27 protein-coding genes and 2 tRNA genes are annotated in these 25,092 nt (G+C 31.1%); 22 read left to right on the top strand and 7 right to left on the bottom strand.

The annotated features are described in order from the left end of the window. From ACWCL1_RS03165 to ACWCL1_RS03145, 5 genes are all read left to right on the top strand, one after another. Complete coding sequence (locus ACWCL1_RS03165; RefSeq protein ID WP_454545485.1) at window positions 1-306, top strand: DUF1292 domain-containing protein; 306 nt, start codon at window positions 1-3, stop codon at window positions 304-306. Between the two features lie 124 nt (window positions 307-430). Further along, complete coding sequence (zapA, locus tag ACWCL1_RS03160) at window positions 431-676, top strand: cell division protein ZapA (protein WP_454545543.1); 246 nt, start codon at window positions 431-433, stop codon at window positions 674-676. Window positions 677-689: 13 nt separating this feature from the next. After that, the gene (locus tag ACWCL1_RS03155) at window positions 690-1,190 is read left to right on the top strand and encodes a CvpA family protein (RefSeq protein ID WP_454545484.1); all 501 of its coding nucleotides are present in this window, start codon (window positions 690-692) and stop codon (window positions 1,188-1,190) included. A gap of 26 nt (window positions 1,191-1,216) precedes the next feature. Continuing rightward, complete coding sequence (locus ACWCL1_RS03150; RefSeq protein WP_454545483.1) at window positions 1,217-3,577, top strand: endonuclease MutS2; 2,361 nt, start codon at window positions 1,217-1,219, stop codon at window positions 3,575-3,577. Between the two features lie 98 nt (window positions 3,578-3,675). Continuing rightward, the gene (locus ACWCL1_RS03145; protein WP_454545482.1) at window positions 3,676-4,647 is read left to right on the top strand and encodes a ribonuclease Z; all 972 of its coding nucleotides are present in this window, start codon (window positions 3,676-3,678) and stop codon (window positions 4,645-4,647) included. 14 nt (window positions 4,648-4,661) lie between these two features. Here ACWCL1_RS03145 and ACWCL1_RS03140 read toward each other — a convergent pair whose 3' ends face one another. Further along, window positions 4,662-5,240: a DUF2507 domain-containing protein gene (locus ACWCL1_RS03140; protein WP_454545481.1), complete on the bottom strand. Its 579-nt coding sequence runs from the start codon at window positions 5,238-5,240 to the stop codon at window positions 4,662-4,664. A 126-nt stretch (window positions 5,241-5,366) separates the two neighbouring features. Here ACWCL1_RS03140 and ACWCL1_RS03135 point away from each other — a divergent pair, with 126 nt between their 5' ends. The 7 genes from ACWCL1_RS03135 to ACWCL1_RS03105 all read left to right on the top strand — a co-directional run bounded on the left by ACWCL1_RS03135 (window position 5,367) and on the right by ACWCL1_RS03105 (window position 9,671). Then, window positions 5,367-5,969, top strand: coding sequence for an XTP/dITP diphosphatase (locus tag ACWCL1_RS03135; RefSeq protein WP_454545480.1), 603 nt, complete (start codon window positions 5,367-5,369; stop codon window positions 5,967-5,969). A 240-nt stretch (window positions 5,970-6,209) separates the two neighbouring features. Further along, window positions 6,210-6,282: transfer RNA gene (locus tag ACWCL1_RS03130), tRNA-Glu, on the top strand. A gap of 132 nt (window positions 6,283-6,414) precedes the next feature. After that, window positions 6,415-6,711 (top strand): hypothetical protein, encoded by a 297-nt coding sequence (locus tag ACWCL1_RS03125; RefSeq protein ID WP_454545479.1) that lies wholly within the window; start codon window positions 6,415-6,417, stop codon window positions 6,709-6,711. A gap of 212 nt (window positions 6,712-6,923) precedes the next feature. Continuing rightward, complete coding sequence (locus ACWCL1_RS03120) at window positions 6,924-7,235, top strand: hypothetical protein (RefSeq protein WP_454545478.1); 312 nt, start codon at window positions 6,924-6,926, stop codon at window positions 7,233-7,235. A gap of 508 nt (window positions 7,236-7,743) precedes the next feature. Next, window positions 7,744-8,016, top strand: coding sequence for a hypothetical protein (locus ACWCL1_RS03115; protein WP_454545477.1), 273 nt, complete (start codon window positions 7,744-7,746; stop codon window positions 8,014-8,016). 213 nt (window positions 8,017-8,229) lie between these two features. Continuing rightward, window positions 8,230-8,772, top strand: a complete 543-nt coding sequence (locus tag ACWCL1_RS03110; protein ID WP_454545476.1) for a hypothetical protein — start codon at window positions 8,230-8,232, stop codon at window positions 8,770-8,772. A gap of 545 nt (window positions 8,773-9,317) precedes the next feature. Then, window positions 9,318-9,671, top strand: coding sequence for a DUF1304 domain-containing protein (locus tag ACWCL1_RS03105; protein ID WP_454545475.1), 354 nt, complete (start codon window positions 9,318-9,320; stop codon window positions 9,669-9,671). Between the two features lie 1,171 nt (window positions 9,672-10,842). On the opposite strand, the gene ACWCL1_RS03100 is transcribed toward ACWCL1_RS03105, so the two are convergent. Together ACWCL1_RS03100 and ACWCL1_RS03095 are read right to left on the bottom strand one after the other, a co-directional pair. Continuing rightward, complete coding sequence (locus ACWCL1_RS03100; RefSeq protein ID WP_454545474.1) at window positions 10,843-11,646, bottom strand: NAD kinase; 804 nt, start codon at window positions 11,644-11,646, stop codon at window positions 10,843-10,845. A 263-nt stretch (window positions 11,647-11,909) separates the two neighbouring features. Then, a tRNA-Gln gene (locus tag ACWCL1_RS03095) sits at window positions 11,910-11,982 on the bottom strand. Window positions 11,983-12,138: 156 nt separating this feature from the next. Here ACWCL1_RS03095 and ACWCL1_RS03090 point away from each other — a divergent pair. Then, complete coding sequence (locus ACWCL1_RS03090; RefSeq protein WP_454545473.1) at window positions 12,139-12,405, top strand: LysR family transcriptional regulator; 267 nt, start codon at window positions 12,139-12,141, stop codon at window positions 12,403-12,405. 42 nt (window positions 12,406-12,447) lie between these two features. Here ACWCL1_RS03090 and ACWCL1_RS03085 read toward each other — a convergent pair whose 3' ends face one another. Next, complete coding sequence (locus ACWCL1_RS03085; RefSeq protein WP_454545472.1) at window positions 12,448-12,783, bottom strand: hypothetical protein; 336 nt, start codon at window positions 12,781-12,783, stop codon at window positions 12,448-12,450. A 135-nt stretch (window positions 12,784-12,918) separates the two neighbouring features. Here ACWCL1_RS03085 and ACWCL1_RS03080 point away from each other — a divergent pair, with 135 nt between their 5' ends. From ACWCL1_RS03080 to manA, 3 genes are all read left to right on the top strand, one after another. Then, the gene (locus ACWCL1_RS03080) at window positions 12,919-13,608 is read left to right on the top strand and encodes a histidine phosphatase family protein (protein WP_454545471.1); all 690 of its coding nucleotides are present in this window, start codon (window positions 12,919-12,921) and stop codon (window positions 13,606-13,608) included. Next, on the top strand, window positions 13,583-14,578 hold the full coding sequence (locus ACWCL1_RS03075; protein WP_454545470.1) for a serine hydrolase domain-containing protein: 996 nt from the start codon (window positions 13,583-13,585) through the stop codon (window positions 14,576-14,578). Before ACWCL1_RS03080 ends, ACWCL1_RS03075 begins: the two co-directional genes overlap by 26 nt. 77 nt (window positions 14,579-14,655) lie before the next feature. Then, window positions 14,656-15,621 (top strand): mannose-6-phosphate isomerase, class I, encoded by a 966-nt coding sequence (gene manA / locus ACWCL1_RS03070; protein WP_454545469.1) that lies wholly within the window; start codon window positions 14,656-14,658, stop codon window positions 15,619-15,621. Between the two features lie 47 nt (window positions 15,622-15,668). Here the strand turns inward: manA and ade are convergent, their stop codons facing one another. The 3 genes from ade to ACWCL1_RS03055 all read right to left on the bottom strand — a co-directional run bounded on the left by ade (window position 15,669) and on the right by ACWCL1_RS03055 (window position 19,623). Further along, on the bottom strand, window positions 15,669-17,348 hold the full coding sequence (gene ade, locus ACWCL1_RS03065; protein ID WP_454545468.1) for an adenine deaminase: 1,680 nt from the start codon (window positions 17,346-17,348) through the stop codon (window positions 15,669-15,671). Window positions 17,349-17,569: 221 nt separating this feature from the next. After that, entirely contained in the window at window positions 17,570-18,274 is a 705-nt protein-coding gene (locus tag ACWCL1_RS03060) for a type 1 glutamine amidotransferase (RefSeq protein WP_454545467.1), read from the bottom strand. Next, window positions 18,274-19,623, bottom strand: coding sequence for a MurT ligase domain-containing protein (locus tag ACWCL1_RS03055; protein ID WP_454545466.1), 1,350 nt, complete (start codon window positions 19,621-19,623; stop codon window positions 18,274-18,276). The genes ACWCL1_RS03060 and ACWCL1_RS03055 overlap by 1 nt, the downstream gene beginning before the upstream one ends. 192 nt (window positions 19,624-19,815) lie before the next feature. Between ACWCL1_RS03055 and ACWCL1_RS03050 the strand changes: the two genes are divergently transcribed. From ACWCL1_RS03050 to atpB, 6 genes are all read left to right on the top strand, one after another. Next, window positions 19,816-20,412, top strand: coding sequence for a thymidine kinase (locus ACWCL1_RS03050; RefSeq protein WP_454545465.1), 597 nt, complete (start codon window positions 19,816-19,818; stop codon window positions 20,410-20,412). Between the two features lie 16 nt (window positions 20,413-20,428). Further along, window positions 20,429-21,514, top strand: a complete 1,086-nt coding sequence (gene prfA, locus ACWCL1_RS03045; RefSeq protein WP_454545464.1) for a peptide chain release factor 1 — start codon at window positions 20,429-20,431, stop codon at window positions 21,512-21,514. Then, the gene (prmC, locus tag ACWCL1_RS03040) at window positions 21,507-22,349 is read left to right on the top strand and encodes a peptide chain release factor N(5)-glutamine methyltransferase (RefSeq protein WP_454545463.1); all 843 of its coding nucleotides are present in this window, start codon (window positions 21,507-21,509) and stop codon (window positions 22,347-22,349) included. The genes prfA and prmC overlap by 8 nt, the downstream gene beginning before the upstream one ends. A 14-nt stretch (window positions 22,350-22,363) precedes the next feature. Further along, window positions 22,364-23,362, top strand: coding sequence for an L-threonylcarbamoyladenylate synthase (locus tag ACWCL1_RS03035; protein WP_454545462.1), 999 nt, complete (start codon window positions 22,364-22,366; stop codon window positions 23,360-23,362). A gap of 69 nt (window positions 23,363-23,431) precedes the next feature. Beyond that, window positions 23,432-24,061, top strand: a complete 630-nt coding sequence (gene upp / locus ACWCL1_RS03030; protein ID WP_454545461.1) for a uracil phosphoribosyltransferase — start codon at window positions 23,432-23,434, stop codon at window positions 24,059-24,061. A 297-nt stretch (window positions 24,062-24,358) separates the two neighbouring features. Then, window positions 24,359-25,078, top strand: coding sequence for a F0F1 ATP synthase subunit A (gene atpB, locus ACWCL1_RS03025; protein ID WP_454545460.1), 720 nt, complete (start codon window positions 24,359-24,361; stop codon window positions 25,076-25,078). Window positions 25,079-25,092: the final 14 nt, after the last annotated feature.

Genomic DNA, 25,092 nt, shown 5'->3' with positions numbered 1-25,092 from the left:
ATGGCGAAAAAAAATCAAGATCAAGCACAAGATAACTTAATTACTCTTGTTGATGATCAAGGCAATGAAAGTTTATATGAAATTTTATTTACATTTGAATCAGAAGATTATGGTAAATCATATATTTTATTGATTCCAGCTGGCTCAGAACCAGAAGAACAAGTCGATGTTTTGGCATTTGCATTTGATCCAGATGAAAACGGGGATGCAACTGATGCTGAATTATATGACATTGAAAGTGATGAAGAATGGGATATGGTTGAAGGTGTTCTTGATACTTTCTTGAATGACGAAAATATGCAATAAAATAAAAGTAAGTTTATAAGAAAAGGCTGAGCATTTATGCGCAGCTTTTTTCTTTTAGTAGCAACTAATAATGACGAAATATGCTAAAATTAAAGATATTGAGTTTTTGAAAGGGTGGATTGCAATGCCAGAAAGAAAGAGAAGATTTAAAGTCGAAATTGATGGAGAAGAATTTACAATTATTGGTAAAAGTACTCCAGAACATATGAATGCAGTGATGGAAGTTGCTAATCAAGAATTAGCAACAATAAAAAAAATGATGCCATCATTATCAGAAAAAAAAGCCGCACTTTTATTAGCAATCAATGCGGTTTCAGATCAATTAGATAAACAAGAAGAGTTGGATAAATTAAAAGCACAGTTAGATTAATGTAGGTGGTTAAATGTTAATAACATTAATTATTATTTTACTGTTAATTATTGCGTTTCGCTTTGGATTTAAACGTGGTTTACTAATGACGTTAATGAGTGTAGCAGGGTATGTAGTTGTATTTTTATTAGCTATTTTTTTAGCTAAGCCAATGGGAGTGGCTTTAGCAGGAATTTTTCCGTCATTAAGTGACAATGCAAATTTTTCCAATTTATTTTATCAAGTTTTATCATTTTGGATAATTGCAATTTTAGGCAGTATTGTATATCGCATAATTGCACGTACAATTAATGGAATTACTAAGTTACCATTAATTTCACAAGTAAATGCTCTTGCAGGTGCAGCATTGTCGACTCTTTTAATGTATATTGTAATTTTCTTTGGTTTATTATTAATGTCAGCTTGGCCAAATACAAGTGTACAGCAAAGTGTGCAAGAATCAACTGTAGCTCAATGGATTTTAACGAAAACACCAATTTTTTCAAAAGATATTTTTAATAATTATTCTGATTAAATTTAGTGATGAAAGGAGGATGTTAAGTGAATCCTAAAATTTTGAAAACACTTGAATATGATAAAATTCGTCAAAAAATAGCGGAATATACTGTAACTGAAAATGGACAGAAGTTAGCTTTGAATTTACATCCTAGTTCAGATATTGTAGAAGTACAACAAAATTTGAATGAAACTCAAGATGGAGCGGATCTTTTACGATTAAAAGGTGGCATTCCAATGTCTCAATTATTAGATATTAAAGCGCAATTAAAAAGGCTTGAAATCAATGCTACCTTGAATGGTAAAGAATTAGCTATGATTGCTAAGGTTTTACGAGCAACTAATGTAATTAAAAACTTTTTTAGAAAATTAGCAGATGAGGAAATTGAGCTAAAGTATGTTTCAAAACTAAATGAAGAACTCCAAACAATTCCTGAAATAAGTAAACAATTACTAGTGTCAATTGAAAGTGATGGTCACGTTACAGATGATGCATCAAGTTTACTTAAAAGTTTAAGAAAACAAATTGAAAATACTGAAAGATTGATTCGGGATAAATTATCAAGTTTAACGCGGGGAAGTAAAGCAAAATATTTAAGTGATTCATTAGTAACAATTCGAAATGATCGTTATGTAATTCCAGTTAAAGCTGAAAATCGCAGTCAGTTTGGAGGAGTTGTGCATGACCAAAGTGCCTCAGGACAAACTTTATTTATTGAACCTCAATCCATTGTTGACTTAAATAACCGGTTAAAGCAACAACAATTAGCTGAAAAAGAAGAGATTCAGCGGATCTTAAAAGAACTTTCAAAATTAATCGCTCCTTATACTCGTGAATTAGCACAAAATGCATTAATTTTAGGACAAATGGATTTTATTAATGCTAAAGCACAGTATGCTAAGGAAATTAATGGTGCTTTGCCAGAAATTTCTCCAGAAAATGACATTTATTTACGACAAGCATGGCACCCACTTCTTAATCCTAAAACTGTAGTGAAAAATGATATTGCTTTAGGGAAAGATTATCAAGCAATTGTAATTACAGGACCTAATACAGGTGGAAAAACGATTACTTTAAAAACATTAGGATTAATTCAGTTAATGGGACAATCGGGATTATTTATTCCGACAAACGAAGAAAGTCGCATTGGAATATTTGATAATATTTTTGCGGATATTGGTGATGAACAGTCCATTGAACAAAGTTTAAGTACCTTTTCATCACATATGACTAATATTGTAGAAATTTTAAAGCAAATGACTGCTGAGTCATTAATATTATTTGATGAGTTAGGTGCAGGAACTGATCCTCAAGAAGGAGCCGCTTTAGCGATAGCAATTTTAGATGCAATTGGAGCTAAGGGAAGTTATGTAGTTGCAACTACCCATTATCCAGAACTAAAAGCATATGGTTTTGAAAGGCCACAAACAATTAATGCCTCAATGGAATTTGATAGTGAAACTCTTCAACCTACCTATCATTTGTTAATTGGAATTCCAGGAAGAAGTAATGCTTTCGATATTTCAAGAAGATTAGGATTGCCGCAAACAATTGTGCAAACTGCACGGCAACTGGTAGGTCAAGATAGTCAAGATCTTAATGAAATGATTTCAGATTTAGTGCAAAAGCGACATGATGCAGAAGAAAAACAAGCATTTTATAAAAAACATCTTAAAGAAGCCGAAAAATTACATCATGATTTATCAGTTGAATTTGAAAAATTTGAAAGTCAAAAAGAAATGCAATTAAATCAAGCTAAAAAACACGCTAATGAGATTGTAGTTGAAGCACAAAAGAAAGCGGACAAAATTATTGCGGATTTACGGAAAATGCGAATAAATGGCGTTAATGCAGTAAAGGAAAGCGAGCTAGTAGATGCTAAAACGAAATTAAATAATTTAGAACAACCCCTTAATTTGAAGAAAAATAAGGTATTAAAACGTGCTAAAAATCAAAAAGAATTTCATGTAAATGATGATGTACTCGTTAAGTCTTATGGACAAAAAGGTGTTTTATTACGAAAAATTGATGATAATCATTGGGAAGTTCAATTAGGCATTTTAAAGATGAAAATTGAAACTGATGACTTAGAAAAAATTAAGGTTGAAGAACCTAAAACAATGCATTCAAGCGTAAAGGTTAAGCGCAGTTCTTCTGTCGGATTATCAACTACTCTTGATTTAAGAGGACAAACAAAAGAAGAGGCATTAATGAGTGTTGATCGTTATATTGATTCAGCATTACTTGCAGGTTATCCTTCAGTAACGATTATTCATGGAAAAGGCACAGGTGCCTTACAACAAGCAATTAAACAGTATTTACAAAATAATAAAGCAGTTAAAAGCTTTAATTATGCTCCACCTAATTCTGGTGGAAATGGTGCGACAATCGTTAACTTTAAGTAATCATAGAATTAAATGAACTTATAAATCTTTATTTTGTACATTTACTGCAAAATAGCGTAACGTTATATGTAGAAAATTAAAGAAAAGAGGTAAGTTCAATGATTGATGTAACATTACTTGGAACTGGTGGCAGTATTCCGTTGCCAGATCGTTATTTATCATCAGCGATTATTGAATATAAGGGACGTAAAATTTTAATGGATGCAGGTGAAGGCACTGGTGTTTCAATGCGTGCCGTTCGAAGTGGTTTTAAGTCATTAGATGTAATTTGTATTACGCATTTACACGGAGACCATGTAATTGGACTTCAAGGAATTTTAGGAACTACAAGTAATACTGGAAGAACTGAACCGATCACATTAATTGGACCTAAGGGAATCAAAGATGTGATGAAAGGATTTCGGGTAATTATGCCATGGTTAAACTATGACATTAATATTATTGAGGATCCTAAACCAAATGAACCAATTGTAATTAACAATAAGTGGATCCATGGTGAATTATCAATTAGTGCACTTCCCGTAAAACATACGCGACCAAATTTTGCATACCGCGTTGATTTAAAACGTAATCCTAAATTTGATCCTCAAAAAGCTAAAGAAAACCAAGTTCCGCAACGAATTTGGGGAGATTTGCAAAGAAAGCATGAACCAGTTGAATTTGAAGGAAAAACTTATACTCCAGAAATGGTTCTAGGAGATGCACGCAAAGGAATGCGAGTTTCATGGGTTACAGATACTCGTCCAACACCTGAAATTCCAAAGTTTATTGAGGGATCAGATTTGCTTTTAAGTTGTGCAAACTTTGGTTCAAATGATGATGAAGAAAAAGCAAAACAAAAAATGCATATGACTTTTGCAGAAGCTGCATTACAAGCCAAAAAGGGTCATGTAAAAGAAATGGTATTAACACATTACTCACAAGCAATGCGGCACCCAGAAAAATATTTGAAAAACGCAACTGACCTTTTCCCAAATACGATTTTAGGAAAAGATCATATGCATTTCACACTTAATTTTGATCAAAATTTTGCAAAACCAACAATCATTGAAACTAAAACAGAAGAGTAAAAAAACAGCGGATTTTAATCCGCTGTTTTTTGATCTTCTTCATTCTTAACTTTTTCAGTTATTTCATTTGAAGAATCAGAAGAAACTCGCTGAGCCTCTTTTTGAACTTTATCAAATTCAATCATTGAGAATGGTTCACTTGTACTTTCTTCATTAATAGAAGTTTGAGGATCAACGTGAATGCTAATAGTTACGATTTTTTTATCTTTATCAATTTTATCAATTGAAGCTTCTGCAACGTGGTGGTCATGAAGTTGATATGTTTCAGCAATAAAACCAGCTTCAATTTTAAAATCAGCATTTTCATCAACTGATAGCCGCATTTTGATTGATTCACCACTAAGTTCAAAAACATGAAGATCTTTTTTGGATTTAACATGTTTTAGATTACCCCAGCCAGCATATTCAAAAAATAAACGTAAATCACTGTTGCTTGCAAGTAATAATTTGCGAGCAATTAATTTCCCAGACCAATATAAAATATCTTCATTATGTCCTACTAAGGCAGGAACTAAAATATCACGTAAAATTTCGCTTCCAAAAGTGGTACCACTTTGATTTGACAATGTTTTTGTATAAAAATTAGTTTCCATGGTAAACTCCTTGCAAATTATTAGCTATTACTATTCATTATACCGTTTTATTTGATAAAATTCTTACTAAATTGTTAAATGAATGATAAAATAAAAATAAATTTAAGGACTGGAAGGCATAATTTGATGAGAAAAATTTTGATCGCAACTAAAAATAAAGGAAAAGCAATTGAATATAGAAAAATTTTTGAGCCAAAAGGATTTGATGTTATTACATTGTTGGATTTAGATTCTAGTGAAATTCCTGAAATTATTGAAAATGGATCTAGTTTTGAAGAAAATGCGACTATTAAAGCCCAAGCATTAACTACAAAATTTGATATGACCGTTTTAGCAGATGATTCAGGCCTTTGTGTAGATGCCTTAAATGGAGCACCAGGAATATATTCAGCTCGTTATGCCGGTGATCATGATGATCAAGCTAATCGCCAAAAATTATTAAAGGAATTACAAGGCATTCCAACTGAGAAAAGAACAGCTCATTTTTACACTTCAATTGTAGTAACTCATCCACATAAAAAAGCTTTAAGTGTAAGTGGAGAAGCTCAAGGAAAAATTTTAGAAGAAGAACGCGGAAATCAGGGATTTGGATATGATCCACTATTCTATTCATTTGACTTAAAGAAGGTATTTGCGGAAGTTTCAACTGAAGAAAAAAATAAGGTAAGTCATCGGGGAAAAGCAGTCCGCAATTTAATGAATGATTTTGATAATTGGTGGGAAGATTAAGTCAAATGGAGAATGAAATCAAATCTTTAAAGATTAAATTGGTTAAGTGGAGCATTTTTACTTTAGTAACATTAGTAGGAGGAGGAATTTTCAATATTCAATTTTTTACACTAGTTGGCATATTTAGTTTATGTTGGTGTTTGGTTTTATTCGTAACATTATGCTACTTTGTTATTAAAAATTATAAAAGTCATTGATTTGACTTTTATGAAAATTGTGATATCATAGTAGAAGTAAATTTGCCCGTTGGTCAAATTGGTTAAGACGTCGCCCTCTCAAGGCGGAGTTGCGGGTTCGATCCCCGTACGGGTGATAATATTGACAAAAAGACTGTGCGAATCACAGTCTTTTAGTATATTATTATATAGATGCTTTTTAATAGAATGTTATTGAAATGCTGCTATAATTAGGTAGAGAATAATAAAATCAGGTAAGGAGGAATAACATGCTTAAAAAAACAAAACATTTTTTAAGAGCTCATGGGGTTGAATATGAAAAAGAGCACGTTAATCCATTAATCGTTCCTGAGAAAGTATACGTGCTAAAATTTGGTGAAAAAGGAAAGAAATTAAATAATCGCTTTATTGTAGATCACACATATACTTGGACTGGTCGAATTAAAATTAATAAAATTATTTTACGATTACATGGACAACATCATCCACGTGAATTTGATAACGAAACCGAATTACTTCGTTATTTGAAAAAACATGCAAAGGCATTTTCAAAAGTAAATGCATAGTTCAGGACTTATTGTTTGAATAATGATGAGCAATGAGATACTATAAAGATGGTTGATGAAGAAAGCTTTTATTCTAGTAGGAGAGTGAAAGCAATTCAACTGAAGTCTTCGTTCCTCTAAGGAAAGGAACGAAGCTTTTTTTGTATAAAAATGCTTAATATTCCGGTTTTGATGACAAAGATGATATACTTTGCCATGAAAGGGATGATTTTATGTCTGAAAGAAGAAAGACTAACCATGAACAATTAGTTTATGATGTTATTGAAAATAATGAGAAAAATTTAAATGGAATGATTGAACCAATTGTAATGTCCAATGTTGTTTCTTTAGTAAGAGAACAAGATTCCAATATTGATGGGGAAATGATTAGAGCTGACATTGAAGCAATGTTAAGTGGAAGTCACGATAAATTATATTTGTATGAAAAAGTTGGCGATTCCTATGTAGGAGTTGAACAAACTAAAATTTCAATGGAAGACCTAACTAATAATAACTTATTCATTTCAGTTCATCATACTGTATAAAACAAAATTAAATAATAAAAAAGACTACAGTAAGTTGTGGTCTTTTTTTATTAGATAGAAATTAATATCAAGAAATGAAATTTTACCTCATAAATATTCAAAAGATTAATTTTTTATTATTAATCATTTTATTCTGTAAATTACGAATATTAAAGTTTATTTATCAATTAATACATATATACATATTAATTAGGTAGCTACTAATGAGAATTTGCCATCATAAGATGTTATTGAAATGCTTGCCTATGTAAATGCATATAATGGTCCAAGCAATGTATCTTCACAAGACATTATGTTTTTAAATAATGTCATTGACAAGTAACCTCTGATTCAACAGGAATAATAACCATTAATGGTAATACAATTTCTGTTAAGTTTCTAACACAAACAGTCATATATAATATTAATGATTTAGTAAATAAATACTATTCGACACAGCTTTAAACAAATAACTGCAAAGCGAACCTACACTTTTAAATTTCCATTTAATCTGATATGTAAAAATAAAATGATTATCAATGATTTAAATGATCCTGATGAAATTGAAAAATATAATAAAGAGATAAGAGAATATAATAACTTGCTAGATAATACTAAGAAACTCAATCAACATTTAAATAGCTTACAGTTAGAAATTGGTTTGATTGCTGCTGGTTTAAGCTTTGATGATTATTTAGAATGTTGTGAGAAATATCCCGAAATGGCAAATGAAGCTGAATATAATAATATTCAAGATAAATTAAAAGGCTTTAAAAAATATCTATATAACCAAGTTAAATAAAATATTGTAGCCGTGATTATTCACGGTTATTTTTTACTATCTAACAAACCCCAACAATAAACCTGACAAAACCTGACATAAAAATTTCACAAAGTTTCACAAAATCGCGTCTTTTAATATAGTGATAATTGCTAAATATAGGCGTTTATAGCGATTTTAGATGTTACTAATGTAACTACAATAATAAAGATACTATAAGGGAGGTGTTTTAAGATGGCTGTTAGTTCAATTAACATTGAGAAAATATACAACTTGAATAGAATACCCGAGAATATAATAAAAGTTTTCTTAGTATATATAGTTTTTTATATAATATTTTTCGTTGTTGTGTTTATGATGCAATGTATTTTTGGATACGAAAAAATTGGAGAGTCAAATAAATGTAGTAATCAAAATAAATATTATAAATTATTAAGTGTACTTGATATAGTAGCTAGTTATATTGTTAATATAATGTATAAAATTATAGTCTTAACTACTACTCTTTTTACTTTGCTTGTAATATTTTTTTTAGCAATGGACTTAATATTCTCTATAACAACGGATATTATTGTCACTTTATACAAAAGTATCGGTGTTGACAACTTAGATTTATTCAAAGCGCTAGTGGGACCAATTATTACAGTTCTAGTACTATCTTTGTCAGTCCTTGGTTCTATTTTAAGTAAATCATATTTAAACAAATTTTTTGATGATATAAATAATAGAATTGAAAGATTTCCCGAATATTTAAACAGAATGTATGTTTTTTTATAGAGCATATTAAATTAGCATATATAACAATAATAATAATAACAATGATCTTCTTCTTGGCAATATTTTTAATTTACAAATATTTTTAGTTATAATATTAACTGTACTTTTTACTCTCATTATTAGTGATGAGAGCTTTTTTGATGTTTTAATTTATTCATATAGCAATTTTAAAAGCCGTTTAGTATATAATAAATACACTTATCAATATAAAAACGATTGTAACGTTAGAATATGGCCTCCTGGGTAAAAAATTTTAATGAAATATTGTGCTAGGAGCGGACACGCGCATACTTTTACAATAAATTCGTTTTTAAAACTTTTTAATCACTTCTAATGCATCCTCAAATGTAATTATTATTGGCTTATTACTTTTGGTCAAAAGTACGATCTTATCCCCGCCCCGTTTTATAAAGATGGAAGAGCGCACACATTACCATTATTTCTTGCTAAAAAGACAGAAATAAAAATATTTTTGGTAGGGGCATTCTGAAAAATTTTATGATAAAATAAATCTTTACTCTATTAAATTACATAAGGAGGATAATATGAATTTGCTAACTAAGGGACTAGTTGTAGCAATAATGATTGAATGTATTTTTATATTTACCATTGAAACAATTATTCCGAAATCAAAAACAACAAGTAAAATTTTTAAAATTCCACTTAATGAATTAGACAACAGTTATGTTAATACCTTAATAAAAAATCAAGGTGTTTATAATTTACTACTAGCTCCTATGCTTTTAATGGGATTAATCTATGACAGTAAGTTGATTATACTAATGATTTTAGTCTATATCATATTAGTAGCAATATATGGCAGTATTATAAGTCAGAAAAAAATAATCGTTACACAAGGTGGCTTGCCTATATTAGCATTAATGACATTATTTTTTTAATATAAAATTTAAGCAAAGCTGGATAATCTCCAGTTTTTTTATTTTATTTAATTATCCATGTTTAGAAACGATAGAAAAATAGCATAAATAAGGTTTACAAAAGTTTACAATATCAAGGTTTTTAATATAGTGATAATTGCTAAATATCGGCGTTTATAGCGGTTTTAAATGTTATTAATGTAAAGTTGTTATCAGTAGCAAATACTAACACTGAAATTATTTACTATGTTAGAATAACAAATGTACTTAAATTACACTTTTAGGGGATATCTATTATTAGAGGTGTTGCAAGACGTCTCTTTTTATTGAATGTAGATGACAGGTATATTATATTTAAACCATGAAATTATTTTGCTAAAATATTGTAATTTTTGCTCTCATTGCGTTGGCATTGAGAGCTTTTTATTATATATGAAAGTTTAATTATGAAATTTAGGAGCAAATAGTTGTACTTTTAGAACAAAGAAACTATACTAAAGATGGTTGATGAAGAGCTTTTATTCTAGTAAGTGAGTGAAAGAATATCAACCAGTGCTTCGCTCCTGAAAGTGAGCGAAGTTTTTATTTATAGTTAATAATGATGAATGGTGTAAATTATAAAGATATTTATTCCTTTACTTTTAGCTCTTATCAGTTAGTGATGAGGGCTTTTTTTGATGTTTTAATTTATTCATATAGCAGTTTTAAAAACCATTTAGTATAAATTACACTTATCAATATAAAAACGCCTATAATGTTAAAATATGGCGTTGTTTTATATAATTGGATGCATTCTATAAGAATGCTAACAAATGCTAACATATATCATTGATAATAGTAATTTGCATAATACAATTTTGTTCACGCTTGCTATAATTTTTGTTCACACCTTTAACGCTATTTTGTAGGAATTGGAGCATATATAGCAGATTGTTAAAATGAGGTTATTTATTGATATATCAAGGTTTGTGAAGTTTTTGCTAAGTTATGATAGGTTCTGAAAAATTTTGGTATTCAAAAATGTATTCTGTGTGAGCGAAAGTTCCATTGCACGCTTTCCTGTTTGTAAATGTACGGCGGGGGATATTTAAGTAAAATTTAACTATTTATAATTATACTGACTGAATAGAGGTAAACTACATAAAAACAAACCACATTGAAGAAATGTGGTTTGTAGATTTTAAATAGTAATTTATTTTTTACTAGTTCCTATAAAAGAATGTTGAACTCTTTCCCAAAAGTCATTATCCTTACAATAATGAGCAATTCTTAATTTAGATTTAGATAGTGAGAAAGTTATTTTTTTAATGGGGGTTTCAATAAGTTTTTGATCAACAGTTAGTGATGTATTATCAGGGTTTAATAATTCTACACAAATTTTTTTATTCTTGGGAACTATAACTGATGATGTTAATGTTGGAAAAACTACATTATTTAATGAAGCAATTTCTGACATTTGATAAGCTTCAATATCAGGGTCGATAATAGCGCCTCCTATTGATTTATTATATGCAGTTGAACCTGTAGGAGTTGAAAAGCAAAGACCATCTCCACGAAATTCTTCAAAAAAGTTTCCATTAATATAAACATTTGCAACTTGTGTTTGGCAATTGTTTTTACGTATGGTAGATTCATTTAATGCCAATAGCGTTTGTGATGCACCAGTTAAATATTCAATATTAACATTTAGTATTGGGCAACTAATTATTTTAGGACTAGTATTAATAATTAAATCAACTAGTTTCTCTAAGTTGTTATTTGACCAATCAGTATAAAATCCTAGATGTCCTGTATGTATTCCCACTAATGTTATCTTATCTATGCAATAACTATATTTATGAAATGCTCCTAAAAAAGTTCCATCTCCTCCTATTGAGATTACAATTTGAGGATTTTTATTATTTACTGTAATTGATTTTTTATTTAGTAAATTAATTATTTTTTCTTTAACCATTAATGTTTGTGGTTGGTTATTAGTATATATACCTATTATCATAAACAAGCTCCTTTATAGTTAGTATCACATTTTGCTATCATAAAATAAAAAAGCCCTCATAAAAATGTGGCTAGCAAATTCATAATTTGTTAATATATAAAATTTATTATATCATTTCTTGTAATTATAAGAACGGACAAACATATTTATAATTTAGGGTCTCTTTAGTATCTTTACACATCATTTTTAAACGACATACAAAAAATAAAAAAGCCATAAACTCAACGTTTATCGCTCTTCAACCATGTATATAATAGCTTAATTTGGGTATACAGGGATCGAACCTGTAAGTTATGGATTCAGAGTCCACTGCCTTACCAATTTGGCGAATACCCAATTTCTTAATCATTTTAGTTTAAATTAGATCGAATGTCAAGATTTTAGTGGCATAAGAAAATTATTAAGTTTTAACCGAACAATAAATTTAAAGTGTTCAACTTCTTTTTGTCATGTATAATATTAACAAAAGCTTAAAGAGGGAAGGCAAGAAAGATGCATAAAGTATTAATTGTGATGCACGATATTCATAATGAAGATTATTATCGAATGAATAAAGCTGAATTTGAAGTGATGCCTGAAGTAGGTCAATATATTTATAATGCTGATGGTCTTGTTTATCAAGTTGAAGAAATTACCCAATTTGCTGGATATGTTTCTGCAAAAGGTGCAATTGCATTAGTTGTTGTGCATCAAGTTAAAAAGGATGAACCAGTTAATGATTTGTATGGGTTAAACATTGAAGAAGATTTAGATGATTAAAATAATAACCTAAGATTAATTTAGATTAATCTTAGGTTATTTTCATTCAAAGGATAGTTCAATTAAAAATGCTTTAGCTGTGTTTAAGTGGGCAGTTGTTGCCCAAACTTCTTTAAAAGTGAAATTTTTTTCAAATGCATGTGTGTGGTGCCAATATTTTTCCAAAAGATTACGATGATCTTGGACAAAACTGTCAGGTAAACGATTAACCATTAATTTATTTGTAGGAAAATAAAATGATGCATCATTAATTGGAATTGAGTCTGAAATGAAAAGCTGAATTACATTACTATAAGGATTTTTAGTTTTAAGAATCATATTAGGATGGTTGTTAATTTGTTTTAAAGTAGTGTAAATTGGATCATATTTTAATTCCACAATAAATCCTTCTCTCCAATAAGTTAATTATATTTTAACAGGAATTTTGAAAAAGAGTAATCATGATAGCTTATATAGAACCTATCTTTGGTTTATAATAGAAATAATTAGTAGCTACGAAAGGGGAATTTTATAGTGGCAGTTGTGCATTTCTACCTTGTCAGACACGGACAAACAAAATTAAATCGGGAAGCACGTTTACAAGGCATTACTGATTCCCCATTAACAAAACGGGGAATTCGGATGGCTAAGCGGTTAGGATATGAGTTAAGGAATATTCAATTCAAGGTTGTTTTTACGAGTGATTTAAAACGCACTCAAGATACTGCACAATACATTTTAGAAGAAAATAAACGGAGAATTCCGCCTGTATATCAAGATCCAGACTTACGTGAAATGAGTTTTGGTCAATTTGAAGAAGCTAAAAATTTAAAATTGATCCCTCAAGCATTACGGACATTGGGGTTAAAAAAGATATTGCGTGCTTTTTTAAACGAGGAGCATGTTAGTGAACTAATTAAAATTTTTAGGACAATGGATGGAACAGAAAAAATTGAAGATTCAGCACATTTAAATAAACGGTTTAAACGAGCATTGAAGTTAATTGGTGATGAGTATGGCGATCAAGAATGCAATATTTTAATTGTAACTCATGGATTAATCTTATCTAATTTTATTGAAAATTTATATGGAAATGTCCCACTTTTCTTGTTAGATAATTCAAGAGCAAGCTTAGTAGATTATGAAAATGGGGAGTTTAAAATTCAATATATTAATCAACTGAAACAGGAGGATTTGAATGTTAGATCACGATGTAAAAAATGATTTAAAAAAACTAGTGACCGAAAAAGTTGTTCCCGGAATTTCATATGCAATTCTTGATAAAGAAAAAACTGAAGTTGAAGTTTTTGGAAAAAGTCAATTGGTTCCCACAGAAAAACCACTTCATTGGGGAATGCTTTATGATGTTGCATCCTTAACAAAAGTAGTTGGAACAACGAGTGTAATATTGCATTTAGTTGAAGAAGAAAGGCTTTCTTTAGATGATCGGGTCTGTGATTTTATTCCTCTTTTTAAAGATTCACGGGTTACTTTAAGACATCTACTAACTCACACATCAGCAATTTCAGGATACATTCCTCATCGTAATCAATTACCTGCAGATCAATTATTAGCTGCGCTTGATGCGCTTCCTGTAGCAGAGTGGTTTGATCAAAAAGTAGTCTATACAGATGTGGGATTGATTATGTTAGGACAAATTATTGAACAAATCTATCAGCAAAATGTCCACCAAGTTATTACTAATGAAGTTTTAAAGCCACTAAATTTAATGGAAAGTACTTTTAATCCAGTAAAAGCTAATTGTGTGCCGACTGAAGTGACTAAAAAGCGAGGACTAATTCAGGGAAGTGTACATGATCCTAAAGCATTTATTTTAAAAGAACACTGTGCTTCTGCCGGCTTATTTATGACATTAAATGATTTAATTAAATTCTCTGAATGGATTTTTGGTGATCGTTGTCAAAATAAAGTTTTAAAGACTACCACCATTGATTCACTTTTTAAAGATTGGACAACGCACCATTTAGGTCGTTCTTTAGGTTGGGATTTGCGTTTTTCTAAAAAAGATCGCACTCCTTGGATTTACCATACAGGATATACTGGAACTTTCATAGTATTAAATAAACAAAAGCATCGAGGATTAATTGTATTAACTAATCGGGTTCATCCAAGTAGTGACAATGAAGAATTTTTAAAACGGCGTGATCAAATTGTAGAAAAGTTTATTTTATAGAAATGATTGCGTTTACATTTGGAAAAAGTGTTGCTAAAATAAATGTATATACATTTATGAAATGAAGGTAGTATATGATGACAGAACCAATGTTTTTAAAACCAGTTTTTCAAGAAAAAATATGGGGTGGAAATCGATTAAAAACTGAATTTGGATATGATATTCCAAGTGATCATACTGGAGAGTGCTGGGCAATTTCAGCACATGAACATGGTCCAGCAATTGTAGAAAATGGTCCTTATAAAGGTGAAACACTTGATGAGGTTTGGCAAAATCATCGCGAAGTTTTTGGAAATGCGAAAGGTGATGTATTTCCACTATTAACCAAAATTTTGGATGCAAAACAAGATCTTTCAGTTCAAGTGCATCCAGATGATCAATATGCTCAAGAACATGAAAACGAACTAGGAAAAACAGAATGCTGGTATGTAATTAAAGCTGATGAAGGTGCTGTAATGTATTATGGTCATAATGCCAAGTCACGCCAAGAATTACAAAAAATGATCGATGAACATGATTGGGATCATTTATTACGAAAAGTTCCTGTTCATGCTGGCGACTTTTTATATGTACCAAGTGGAACAGTTCATGCAATCGGAAAAGGAATTATGGTGCTCGAAACGCAACAAAGTTCAGATACTACTTATCGTTTGTATGATTTTGATCGCATAGATGCAAATAATGGTAAAAAACGTGAATTGCATTTAAAACAATCAACCGATTGTACAAATGTTCCTCATAAAGATCCGCAATTAAAGCAAAAACATTATCTTGTAGGAGACGTTCAAGTTACTCAATTTGTATCAACTAAATTCTTTGCAGTTTATGAATGGAAACTTGAAGATGGTAAAGGAACATTTGAACGAAAAGAAGCTCCTTATACTTTGGTTTCGGTATTAGATGGTAAAGGAACGATAACTGTAGATAATAAAGAATATTCCATCAAAAAAGGAATGCATTTTATTTTACCATTTGATGTAAAAACATGGACATTAAAAGGTAATCTTCAAATAATCGCATCTGAACCAGGAAAAGAAGCTTAAAAATAAGGTTGCACTTTTTCAGTGCAACCTTATTTTATTTGCATATTTTATGCTTCCGTTTCTACAGAAATAAATTTTTGCTGATCAAAATCATACAAACCTTGATCAGTAATCTTTAAAGTCGGAATAACTGGTAAGGCTAAAAACGATAATGTAATAAAAGGATCAAAGTCAATTGGATCACTAAGCTGATGATATGTTGCGGTAATCTGATTAAGTTCTTCAACAGCTTGTTGATATGGTTTATCAGACATTAAGCCTGCAATTGGAAGTGGCATTGTCGCGATTTCTTTTTGGTGATTAAATAAGGTAATTCCTCCATTAACAGCTCCTAAATGGTTGATGGCTGCAAAAATATCATCGTCATTAGTTCCAACTGCAATAATATTATGAGAATCATGTGCAATTGTTGATGCAACCGCACCATTTTTTAGTTTAAATCCATGTACAATTCCAACTCCAACAGTTCCAAGTTGATGGTGTCTTTCAACTACAACAATTTTTAGCAGGTCTTGTTGCGTATTAGGAATAAATAAATGATTTTGAGTAGGCACATTAATAATAGAATGTTTAGTTTCAATATGGTTAGGGATGATTTCAATTACATGAGCTTTATTGGTTTTAATTGGTAACTCAAGTTGCTTTTTAGTTAACTTATAATTCATTGAGTTTGTAATGGTTGATGGTTTAGTTAATTGAGAAAATTGATCTAATAAAAGGCCATCTTTTATGACGGTATTAACTTTAACAGTATGGTAATCGTCTAAAACAACGATATCAGCATTATAATTAGTACTTAAAGCCCCAATATGAGGAGTTTGATGTGCTAACGCTGCATTGTAACTTGCCATTGTGTATGCCGTTTCGGGTTGAACACCATGTTGAATTGCTTGTTTGATACAAAAATTAATGCCACCTTCATCGATTAATGTATTAATTAACTTATCATCAGTACAAAAGGCAAAACGTTGTGCATTTGACTCATTTACAACGGAAATGATGTTATCTAAATCGCGTTCTACAGTTCCTTCACGTAAAAATACGAAAAAGCCTTCATTAATACGATCTAAAACTTGTTTTGGAGTTGTGCATTCATGATCGGTTGAGATGTGATTTTGACGAAAAATATCAAGTTGATAACGAGATAATCCAGCTCCATGCCCATCAATTTGACGATTGTGATTTAAACAATCTGCAATTTTTTGAAGCATATCTTGATCACGGTTAGCAACTGCAGGAAAGTCCATTAATTCAGCTAAGCCGCGTACTTGAGCATTTTCATAATAAGGAAGTAATTTAGATGAATTGAGTTTTTCGTAATTATGTTCAAAATTAGTACAAGGAACACAGGAAGGAAGCATAATGAAAGTATTTAAGGGCGAATTTTCAGCATCACTGAGCATGTAATCAATGCCATAAGTACCATAAACGTTGGCAATTTCGTGGGGATCAGCAAAGATTGAGGTTGTTCCTTGTTGCAATAAAAGCTTTCCCAACTCACTAGGTTTAACTAGAGAACTTTCAATGTGAACATGTGCATCAATAAATCCTGGAACAAGATATTTATCAGAATAATCTAATGTGGAATTCGCAATTAAAGCGGGTTGTTTTCCAGTGGCAACAATTTTACCATCATTGATCCATAAAACATTAGGCTCAAATGTTCTTGAAAATACATTTAGTACATGATTACTAGTAATTTTTAAATCAACAGTTTGCACGATCATCATCCTTACGTATAAATTGTCTTAATTTTACGCAAGCTAATTTAATCTGTAAAGAGTGTAAAAATTAAGATTTTAGTGAAAAAAAGTAAGAAATTAAATAAATCACAAACAAAAAAGAACCATGTAAATCTTTACATGGTTCTAATTATTAAATAATTTATTTTTTATCACATTAATATTCGAATTGATATGAAAGTTAATCCGAACATTTTAAATTATTATTAGTATGTTGGTTTAATCTCTAAAGCCTCTTGTGCAGCAAAATTTTCATTAGGATATTTTTGTTTTAAAGCACATAATAAAAGTCTTTTAGCAAGATTACCATTACGAGCAAGAATAGGGCCATGGAAGTAAGTTCCATAAGTGTTTTTATAAATGACACCTTCTGATCCATCTTGACCATTGTTACCATTTCCTTTAAGAACTTTTCCTAAAGGACGTTCATTTTCACCAAGGTAAGTTACGCCGCTGTGGTTTTCAAAACCATGATATTTTTCGCCAGTTTCTTCATTTTGAATTACTACATCACCGATAAATCGATTATCTTTTTGGGTTTCAGTCCAATGACTTAAAACACCTAACCCAGGGATTTTAGTACCATCTGCACCAACATAGTATTTGCCAAGCATTTGGTAACCACCACAAATTGCAAGTAAAGGTTTATCTTCTTCAATAAATTTTTGAATTTCATCATGTTTATTTGGCAAGTCTTTTGAGACAATTTTTTGTTCGAAATCTTGACCACCACCAAACAATGCAATATCAAAATCATCTGCTTTAAAGATATCATCAAGAGAAACTAAAGTTACATCAATATCAGTATCCATTTGTTTAGCGTAGTATTGCATTACTAAAATGTTACCAACATCGCTATATGTGTTTAGTAAATCACCGTAAAGATGTGCTAAACGCAATTCATATTTCATTAGTGCATTCCTCCTTTGATATAGCCTTGATCTGCAAGTAATTTACGTAATTGAAGAACTGCAGTATATGTGGCTAATACATATACATGATCTGTTGGCATTTGTTCAATAAATTTAACAGCGTCAGTTAGATTTTCCCGTTGATGGAATTTATCTTCAGGAACACCAGCAACTCTTAAGCGGAAGGTGATATCTTTATACCGTTCACCACCAGCTAAAATTGAAGGAATGTGTTCAAATGGTAATTCTTCAAACGAACCATCCCAAATCCAACTAGTATCAATTCCATCTGCATAATTTGCATTTAATAAAACAGCTAATGAAAATGGTTTCGAATCTGTTTTAATCATTTGCAGAACTTGATCTAAGCCAACAGGATTTTTAACTAAAATTAAGGTGATTTCTTTATTACCAATTTTAATTATTTCTTGACGACCAAAGATTTTTTGATCATTGATACTAAGTGCTTTTGTAATTTCAAATGGTAAAAGTCCAAATTCGCTTCCAACTGCATAAGCAGCTAGTGCATTATAAATGTTATAAGTTCCACCAATATGAAGAGTAACTTCATTACCATTGATTTTAAATGTGGATGATTGAGGAGTTTGATCAATGATTTCAGTTACTTCATAAGTTAATTCAGGTCGCTTGAATCCACAGTGTGGACAATAATATTTACCTAAATTACCATAAGTTCTGCTCTTAAACCGAATGATATGATGGCATTTTGGACATAAAACTCCATCGGTATTAGCAGGCGCTTTTTGATCCTGGTCAGGTTGATTATTAAATCCATAGTAAACCGTTGGGTTAGGTAATTTTACACTATTAAAGAGGGGTTCATCCCCATTAGCGATGATTTTAGCATCAGGATGCATTTTGATTCCCTTTAAAATTTTATTATAGGTAGTGTAAATTTCACCATAACGGTCAAGTTGATCACGGAATAGATTAGTTAAAACATATGCACTTGGTTTAACGTATTGTGAAATTAATGGAACGTTAGCTTCATCAGTTTCAAGTACTGCGATTTTCTTGCCACTTTTGACTTTTTTAGCAGTTAAAAAAGCAGTAACAATCCCTTGCTTCATATTTGAACCACTTGGATTAGTTAAAATGTTTTGATATTTTGCAGAAAGTACTTTAACTGTTAAGGAAGTAGTTAAAGTCTTTCCATTAGTTCCGGTTACAATGATAATTTCATAATCCTTTGCTAATGCTTGCAAAACATCAGGATCAATTGCTAAGGTAAGTTTTCCAGGCAAAGAAGTCCCACCGTGCATAAAATTATGCAAAAACCAGTGGGATGATTTACCAGCAGCAATTGCAAGACTGCTTTTAATTGACATATTAAATTCCTCCACAATATAGGTATTCTTTTTGTATTTTATCATAAATTGCATAAAAAATTATAATCGGACTTTAGAAGATATACAATAGGGGAGATTTGAACGCAATTTAGTTAAAGTTAGAATTACCAGTGAAATTTAATCATAAATCGTATATACTAGAAGAGAATGCAAAAATGGGAAGTGAATTGAATGGCACAATTATTTTTTCGATATGGTGCAATGAACAGTGGTAAGTCAATTGAAATTTTAAAAGTTGCACATAATTATGAAGAGCAAGATAAAAAAGTTATTTTAATGACAAGTGCTTTGGATAATCGTGATGGAGTAGGATTTGTTTCAAGTCGAATAGGATTGAAAAGATCTGCTACTCCAATATATGACGATACTGATGTTTATGATTATGTGCATCAAAAAAATGCATCAGAAAAAATTGCATGTGTACTGGTTGATGAAGCTCAATTTTTAAAGAAAAAACATGTTTTGCAATTAACTAAAGTAGTTGATGAACTTAATATTCCAGTTATGACCTTTGGATTAAAAAACGATTTTCGCAATGAGTTATTTGAAGGTTCAAAATATTTACTACTTTATGCTGATAAAATTGAAGAAATGAAGACAATTTGTTGGTTTTGTAATAAAAAAGCAACAATGAATTTACGAATTAACGATGGACAACCAGTATATTCAGGTGAACAAATTATGATTGGTGGGAATGAAGCTTACTTCCCAGTTTGCCGGCGCCATTACTTCAATCCACCGGTAGATGAAATTAAAGAAAAACAATAAATAGTTGGAGGAAAAAATGGATAGATTATTTGATCGTTTGCAAATGCTTGAAGATCGATATGAAGAGTTAGGAGAATTACTTTCAGATCCTGATGTAATTGCAGATACAAATCGATTTACAAAATTGTCAAAAGAAATGGCAGATTTACGTGAAACAGTTGAGAAATATAATCAATATAAAAAAGTAACGCAACAAATTAAAGATGATGAAGAAATGCTAAATGCAGGTCTTGATGATGACGAAATGACTTCAATGGTAAAAGAAGAACTGGCAGCTTCAAAAGAAGAAAAAGCTAAATTAGAAGATGAAATTAAAATTTTGCTAATTCCTAAAGATCCTAATGATGATAAAAACATTATTATGGAAATTCGTGGAGCTGCTGGTGGTGATGAAGCCAGTTTATTTGCTGCAGATTTATTTGGAATGTATAGTAAATATGCTGAAAGACAAGGTTGGTCAATTGAAGTTATTGATAAAAACTTAACTGAAGTAGGTGGCTTTAAAGAAATTGTTCTTCTTATTAATGGGAAGAATGTATATTCTAAGTTGAAGTATGAAAGTGGAGCTCATCGGGTTCAACGGGTTCCAGTAACTGAATCAGCTGGACGAGTCCACACTTCAACTGCCACAGTTGTTGTAATGCCTGAAGAAGAGGACATCGAAATTGAAATTGATCCAAAAGATATTCGGGTAGATGTTTTCCGGTCTAGTGGTGCTGGGGGACAACATATTAATAAAACATCATCTGCTGTCCGCATGACTCACTTGCCAACAGGAATTGTTGTTTCAATGCAAGATCAACGTTCACAACAACAAAACCGCGAAAAAGCAATGCGGATTTTAAAAGCACGAGTATATGATTACTATAAATCACAAGAACAAACTGAATATGATGAAAACCGGAAGTCAGCTGTGGGTACCGGTGATCGTTCTGAAAGAATTAGAACATACAATTATCCGCAAAATCGAGTAACCGATCACCGAATTGGTTTAACATTAAATAAATTAGATCGGATTATGAATGGTGAATTAGATGACATCATTGACGCTTTAGTGCTATATGATCAAACTAAGGCATTGGAGAAATTGCAAAATGAATAAAATGACTTACTTAAAGGCCCAGCAGTGGGCTTTTTCTTTTATCAAAAAAGAAGATTCAGAAACTAAAACAGCAATTGAATTATTACTAACAGGACAAATGAAGTGGACAACCACTGATTTACTTCTTCACTTGCGGGATGAAATGAAGGAAAAAGATTTTGATCAGTTTAAAGACAATGTGGTTTTGTATCAAAAAGGATGGCCCGTTCAATATATTTTAGGTGAAACACAGTTTTATGGGTTACCTTTTAATGTGACAAAAGATACTTTAATTCCACGAATGGAAACAGAAGAACTCATTGAATGGATTTTAAAGGATTTTCCACAAAATAATCCTCAAAGGATATTGGATATTGGAGCGGGAACAGGTGCCATTGGCTTAGCTTTAAAATCTTATCGAAAAAATTGGGATGTGACTTTATCAGATATTTCATCAGCGGCTTTGAAAGTAGCAAATGAAAATGCTAAGAATTTGAACTTAAAGGTTGACTTAATTCAAAGTGATCTTTTTGAACAAATCAATACTAAATTTGATGTGATTGTTTCAAATCCACCATATATTAGTGAAAATGAAGTTCAATATATGGATCAAAGTGTATTAGAGCATGAACCACATCAAGCTTTATTTGCAGCTAATGACGGTCTTGAAATATATCAGCGAATTGCACAAACATGTGAACAATATTTAAATAATAATGCAGTTATGTATTTAGAAATTGGGTTTAAGCAAGGAAAAATGGTTCAAGAAATTTTTCAAAAAAAATTTATACATGCTAAAATTGATCTCAAAAAAGACATTAATGGACATGATCGGATGGTTAGAATTAAATTTTAGAAAGTAGGAATAAAATGGAAAAGACCCGAATCTATCAGCCTAATGAGGTAAAAAAAGCAGCTCAAGACATAAAATTAGGAAAGTTAATTGCTTTTCCCACAGAAACGGTTTATGGTTTAGGAGCTGATGCGACGAATGAAGATGCAGTTAGAAAAGTTTTTCAAGCAAAAGGCCGTTCAACTAAAAATCCATTAAATGTAACTGTATCCTCAATTGAAATGGTTAAACGCTTTGTAGATGAAATTAGTGAAGATGGAATGAAATTGATTAATAAATTTTGGCCAGGACCATTGACTTTGATATTTAAAGTTAAGCCTCATTCGCTATCTCCAATTGTAACTGGGGGATTAAAAACAGCAGCATTTAGAATGCCAGATAATCAAGTTACGTTACAAATGATTCAAGCGGCTCAAACTCCAATTGTGGGGCCTTCTGCTAATCTTTCAGGAAAACCAAGTCCAACAACCGCTCAACATGTATTGCATGATATGAATGGAAAAATTGCCGGAATAGTTGATGATGGTCCTACTGCAGTAGGAATGGAGTCAACGATTATTGATTTGAGTCAAAGCCAGCCTACACTGATTAGATTGGGAGCCATTAGTGCACAAACAATTGAAACAACTTTAGGTAAAAAAGTTCATCTGCCAAAGCAAACAACTAAAGTGCCTGCAACTCGATTTAAGCACTATAAACCAAATGCTCAAATTTTAATGGTTAATAGCACTGAATGGCAAGAAGCAATTGAATGGGCAGTTAATCAAAATGAAAAAATTGGAATTATGGCTACGGATGAAATATTAGAAAATATTCCATCAAAATTAGAATTTTTCAATTTAGGCACTGATGTAACGACAGCTAGCCAAAAGTTTTTTGCAGCGATTCGCTTTCTTGATAATGACAAACATGTAAAGTTAATTTTATCGCAAAAATTCAATTCAAGTGGGATTGGCGAGGCTTATATGAATCATTTGAAAAAGGCCAGTGACAACCAAACTTTGCGTTTAAGGTAGCCAAAAGAAATAAATTTCGATAAAATAAAAATGAACCGAAATTAAAATTAAATTAAGGAGATGTTAAGCATGGGAAAATTTGAAGTTTTGGATCATCCTTTGATTCAACATAAGTTAACAATTATTCGGGATAAAGACTGTGGTACACGTGAATTTCGTGAAATTGTTAATGAAATTGCTGAATTAATGGTTTATGAAGTTTCACGTGACATGCCGTTAGAAGATGTTGAAGTTGAAACTCCAGTTGCCAAAGCCGTTGAAAAAAAACTCGCAGGTAAAAAAGTGGTCGTTGTACCAATTTTACGTGCAGGTTTAGGAATGGTTGACGGTGTTCTTGAATTGTTGCCAGCAGCCAAAGTTGGGCATATTGGAATGTATCGTGATGAAGAAACATTACAACCACATGAGTATTTTGTGAAGATGCCTGATCATTTAGATCAACGCGAAATGATTATTGTTGATCCAATGTTAGCTACAGGTGGTTCAGCTGTTGCAGCAGTTGATGCTTTGAAAAAGCGGGGAGCAAAATCTATTCGGTTCGTATGTTTAGTTGCCGCTCCTGAAGGAGTCGAAACATTGCGCAAAGCCCACCCAGATATTGATGTTTATGCAGCGGCTTTAGATGATCATTTAAATGAAAATGGATATATTGTTCCAGGTTTAGGGGATGCTGGAGACCGCTTATTTGGAACTAAATAAAATAGATGAAATTTATATTAACATATGGATCTATAAATTTAATTAATGAATTTATCAATTATAAAAATGCCATTAACTAGCGGTTTAAAGCCATGTGATATAAAGAGATAAACGCTTACAATTTATTGCAAGAAGTAAGTAATGATACAGGGTAAACGCGAAAATTGGCTTTGTGATTTGTTTGGATTGGTGGTATTATGAAAGTTGTATTCAGAGATTGTCCATCTTTGAATCAAACAATTTAAGGTTCGACCATAACGTTTCAACCTATCATATACTGAAAAGAGGTGAGACTTGGTGTTTGATGACGGAACGAAAATTGTCAAGCTATTTGGAGGATTATCTTTTGATGTAGGGAACTGTGTTTCTGGAATTGTAGCAGCAATTATTGTTTGTAGTGTTTTGATTTGGCTATCACGCAATTTAAAGATGAAACCAACCGGCAAACAAAATGTTCTCGAATGGATTGTTGATTTTACAAATGGAATTGTTAAATCAACACTTCCAGATTCAGAAGGGGATAAATACGGTTTATTTGCATTTGTACTATTTGTCTTTATTTTCGTATCTAACCAATTAGGATTGGCTATTCAATTTGTAGTTGGAGACGTCACATATGTAAAAAGTCCAACCGCTTCACCAATGACAACATTGACTTTAGCATTCATGGTATTAGTAATTACTCATGTTGTTGGAATCAATCGTTTTGGATTTTCAGGATATTTAAAGAATACTTTCTTAAGTCCTGCTCCAGCATTATTACCAATTAAAATTATCGAACAATTTACTAACTTCATTACGTTAGCGCTTCGGTTATATGGTAATATTTTTGCGGGTGAAGTATTGGTAAAATTGATTTTCCAATTAGGCGAATCATTTGGATTAGTATCATTTGTGCCGGCGACTTTGTTAGAAATGATTTGGCAAGGATTCTCCGTCTTTATTGGATCAATCCAAGCCTATGTCTTCGTAGTATTGACAATGGCTTATATTACTCAAAAGGTCGAAAAAGAATAATTACACATATACAT

It is taken from the genome of Ligilactobacillus sp. LYQ135 (genome assembly GCF_053711055.1).
This window is presented reverse-complemented; position numbering and strand designations above follow the sequence as displayed.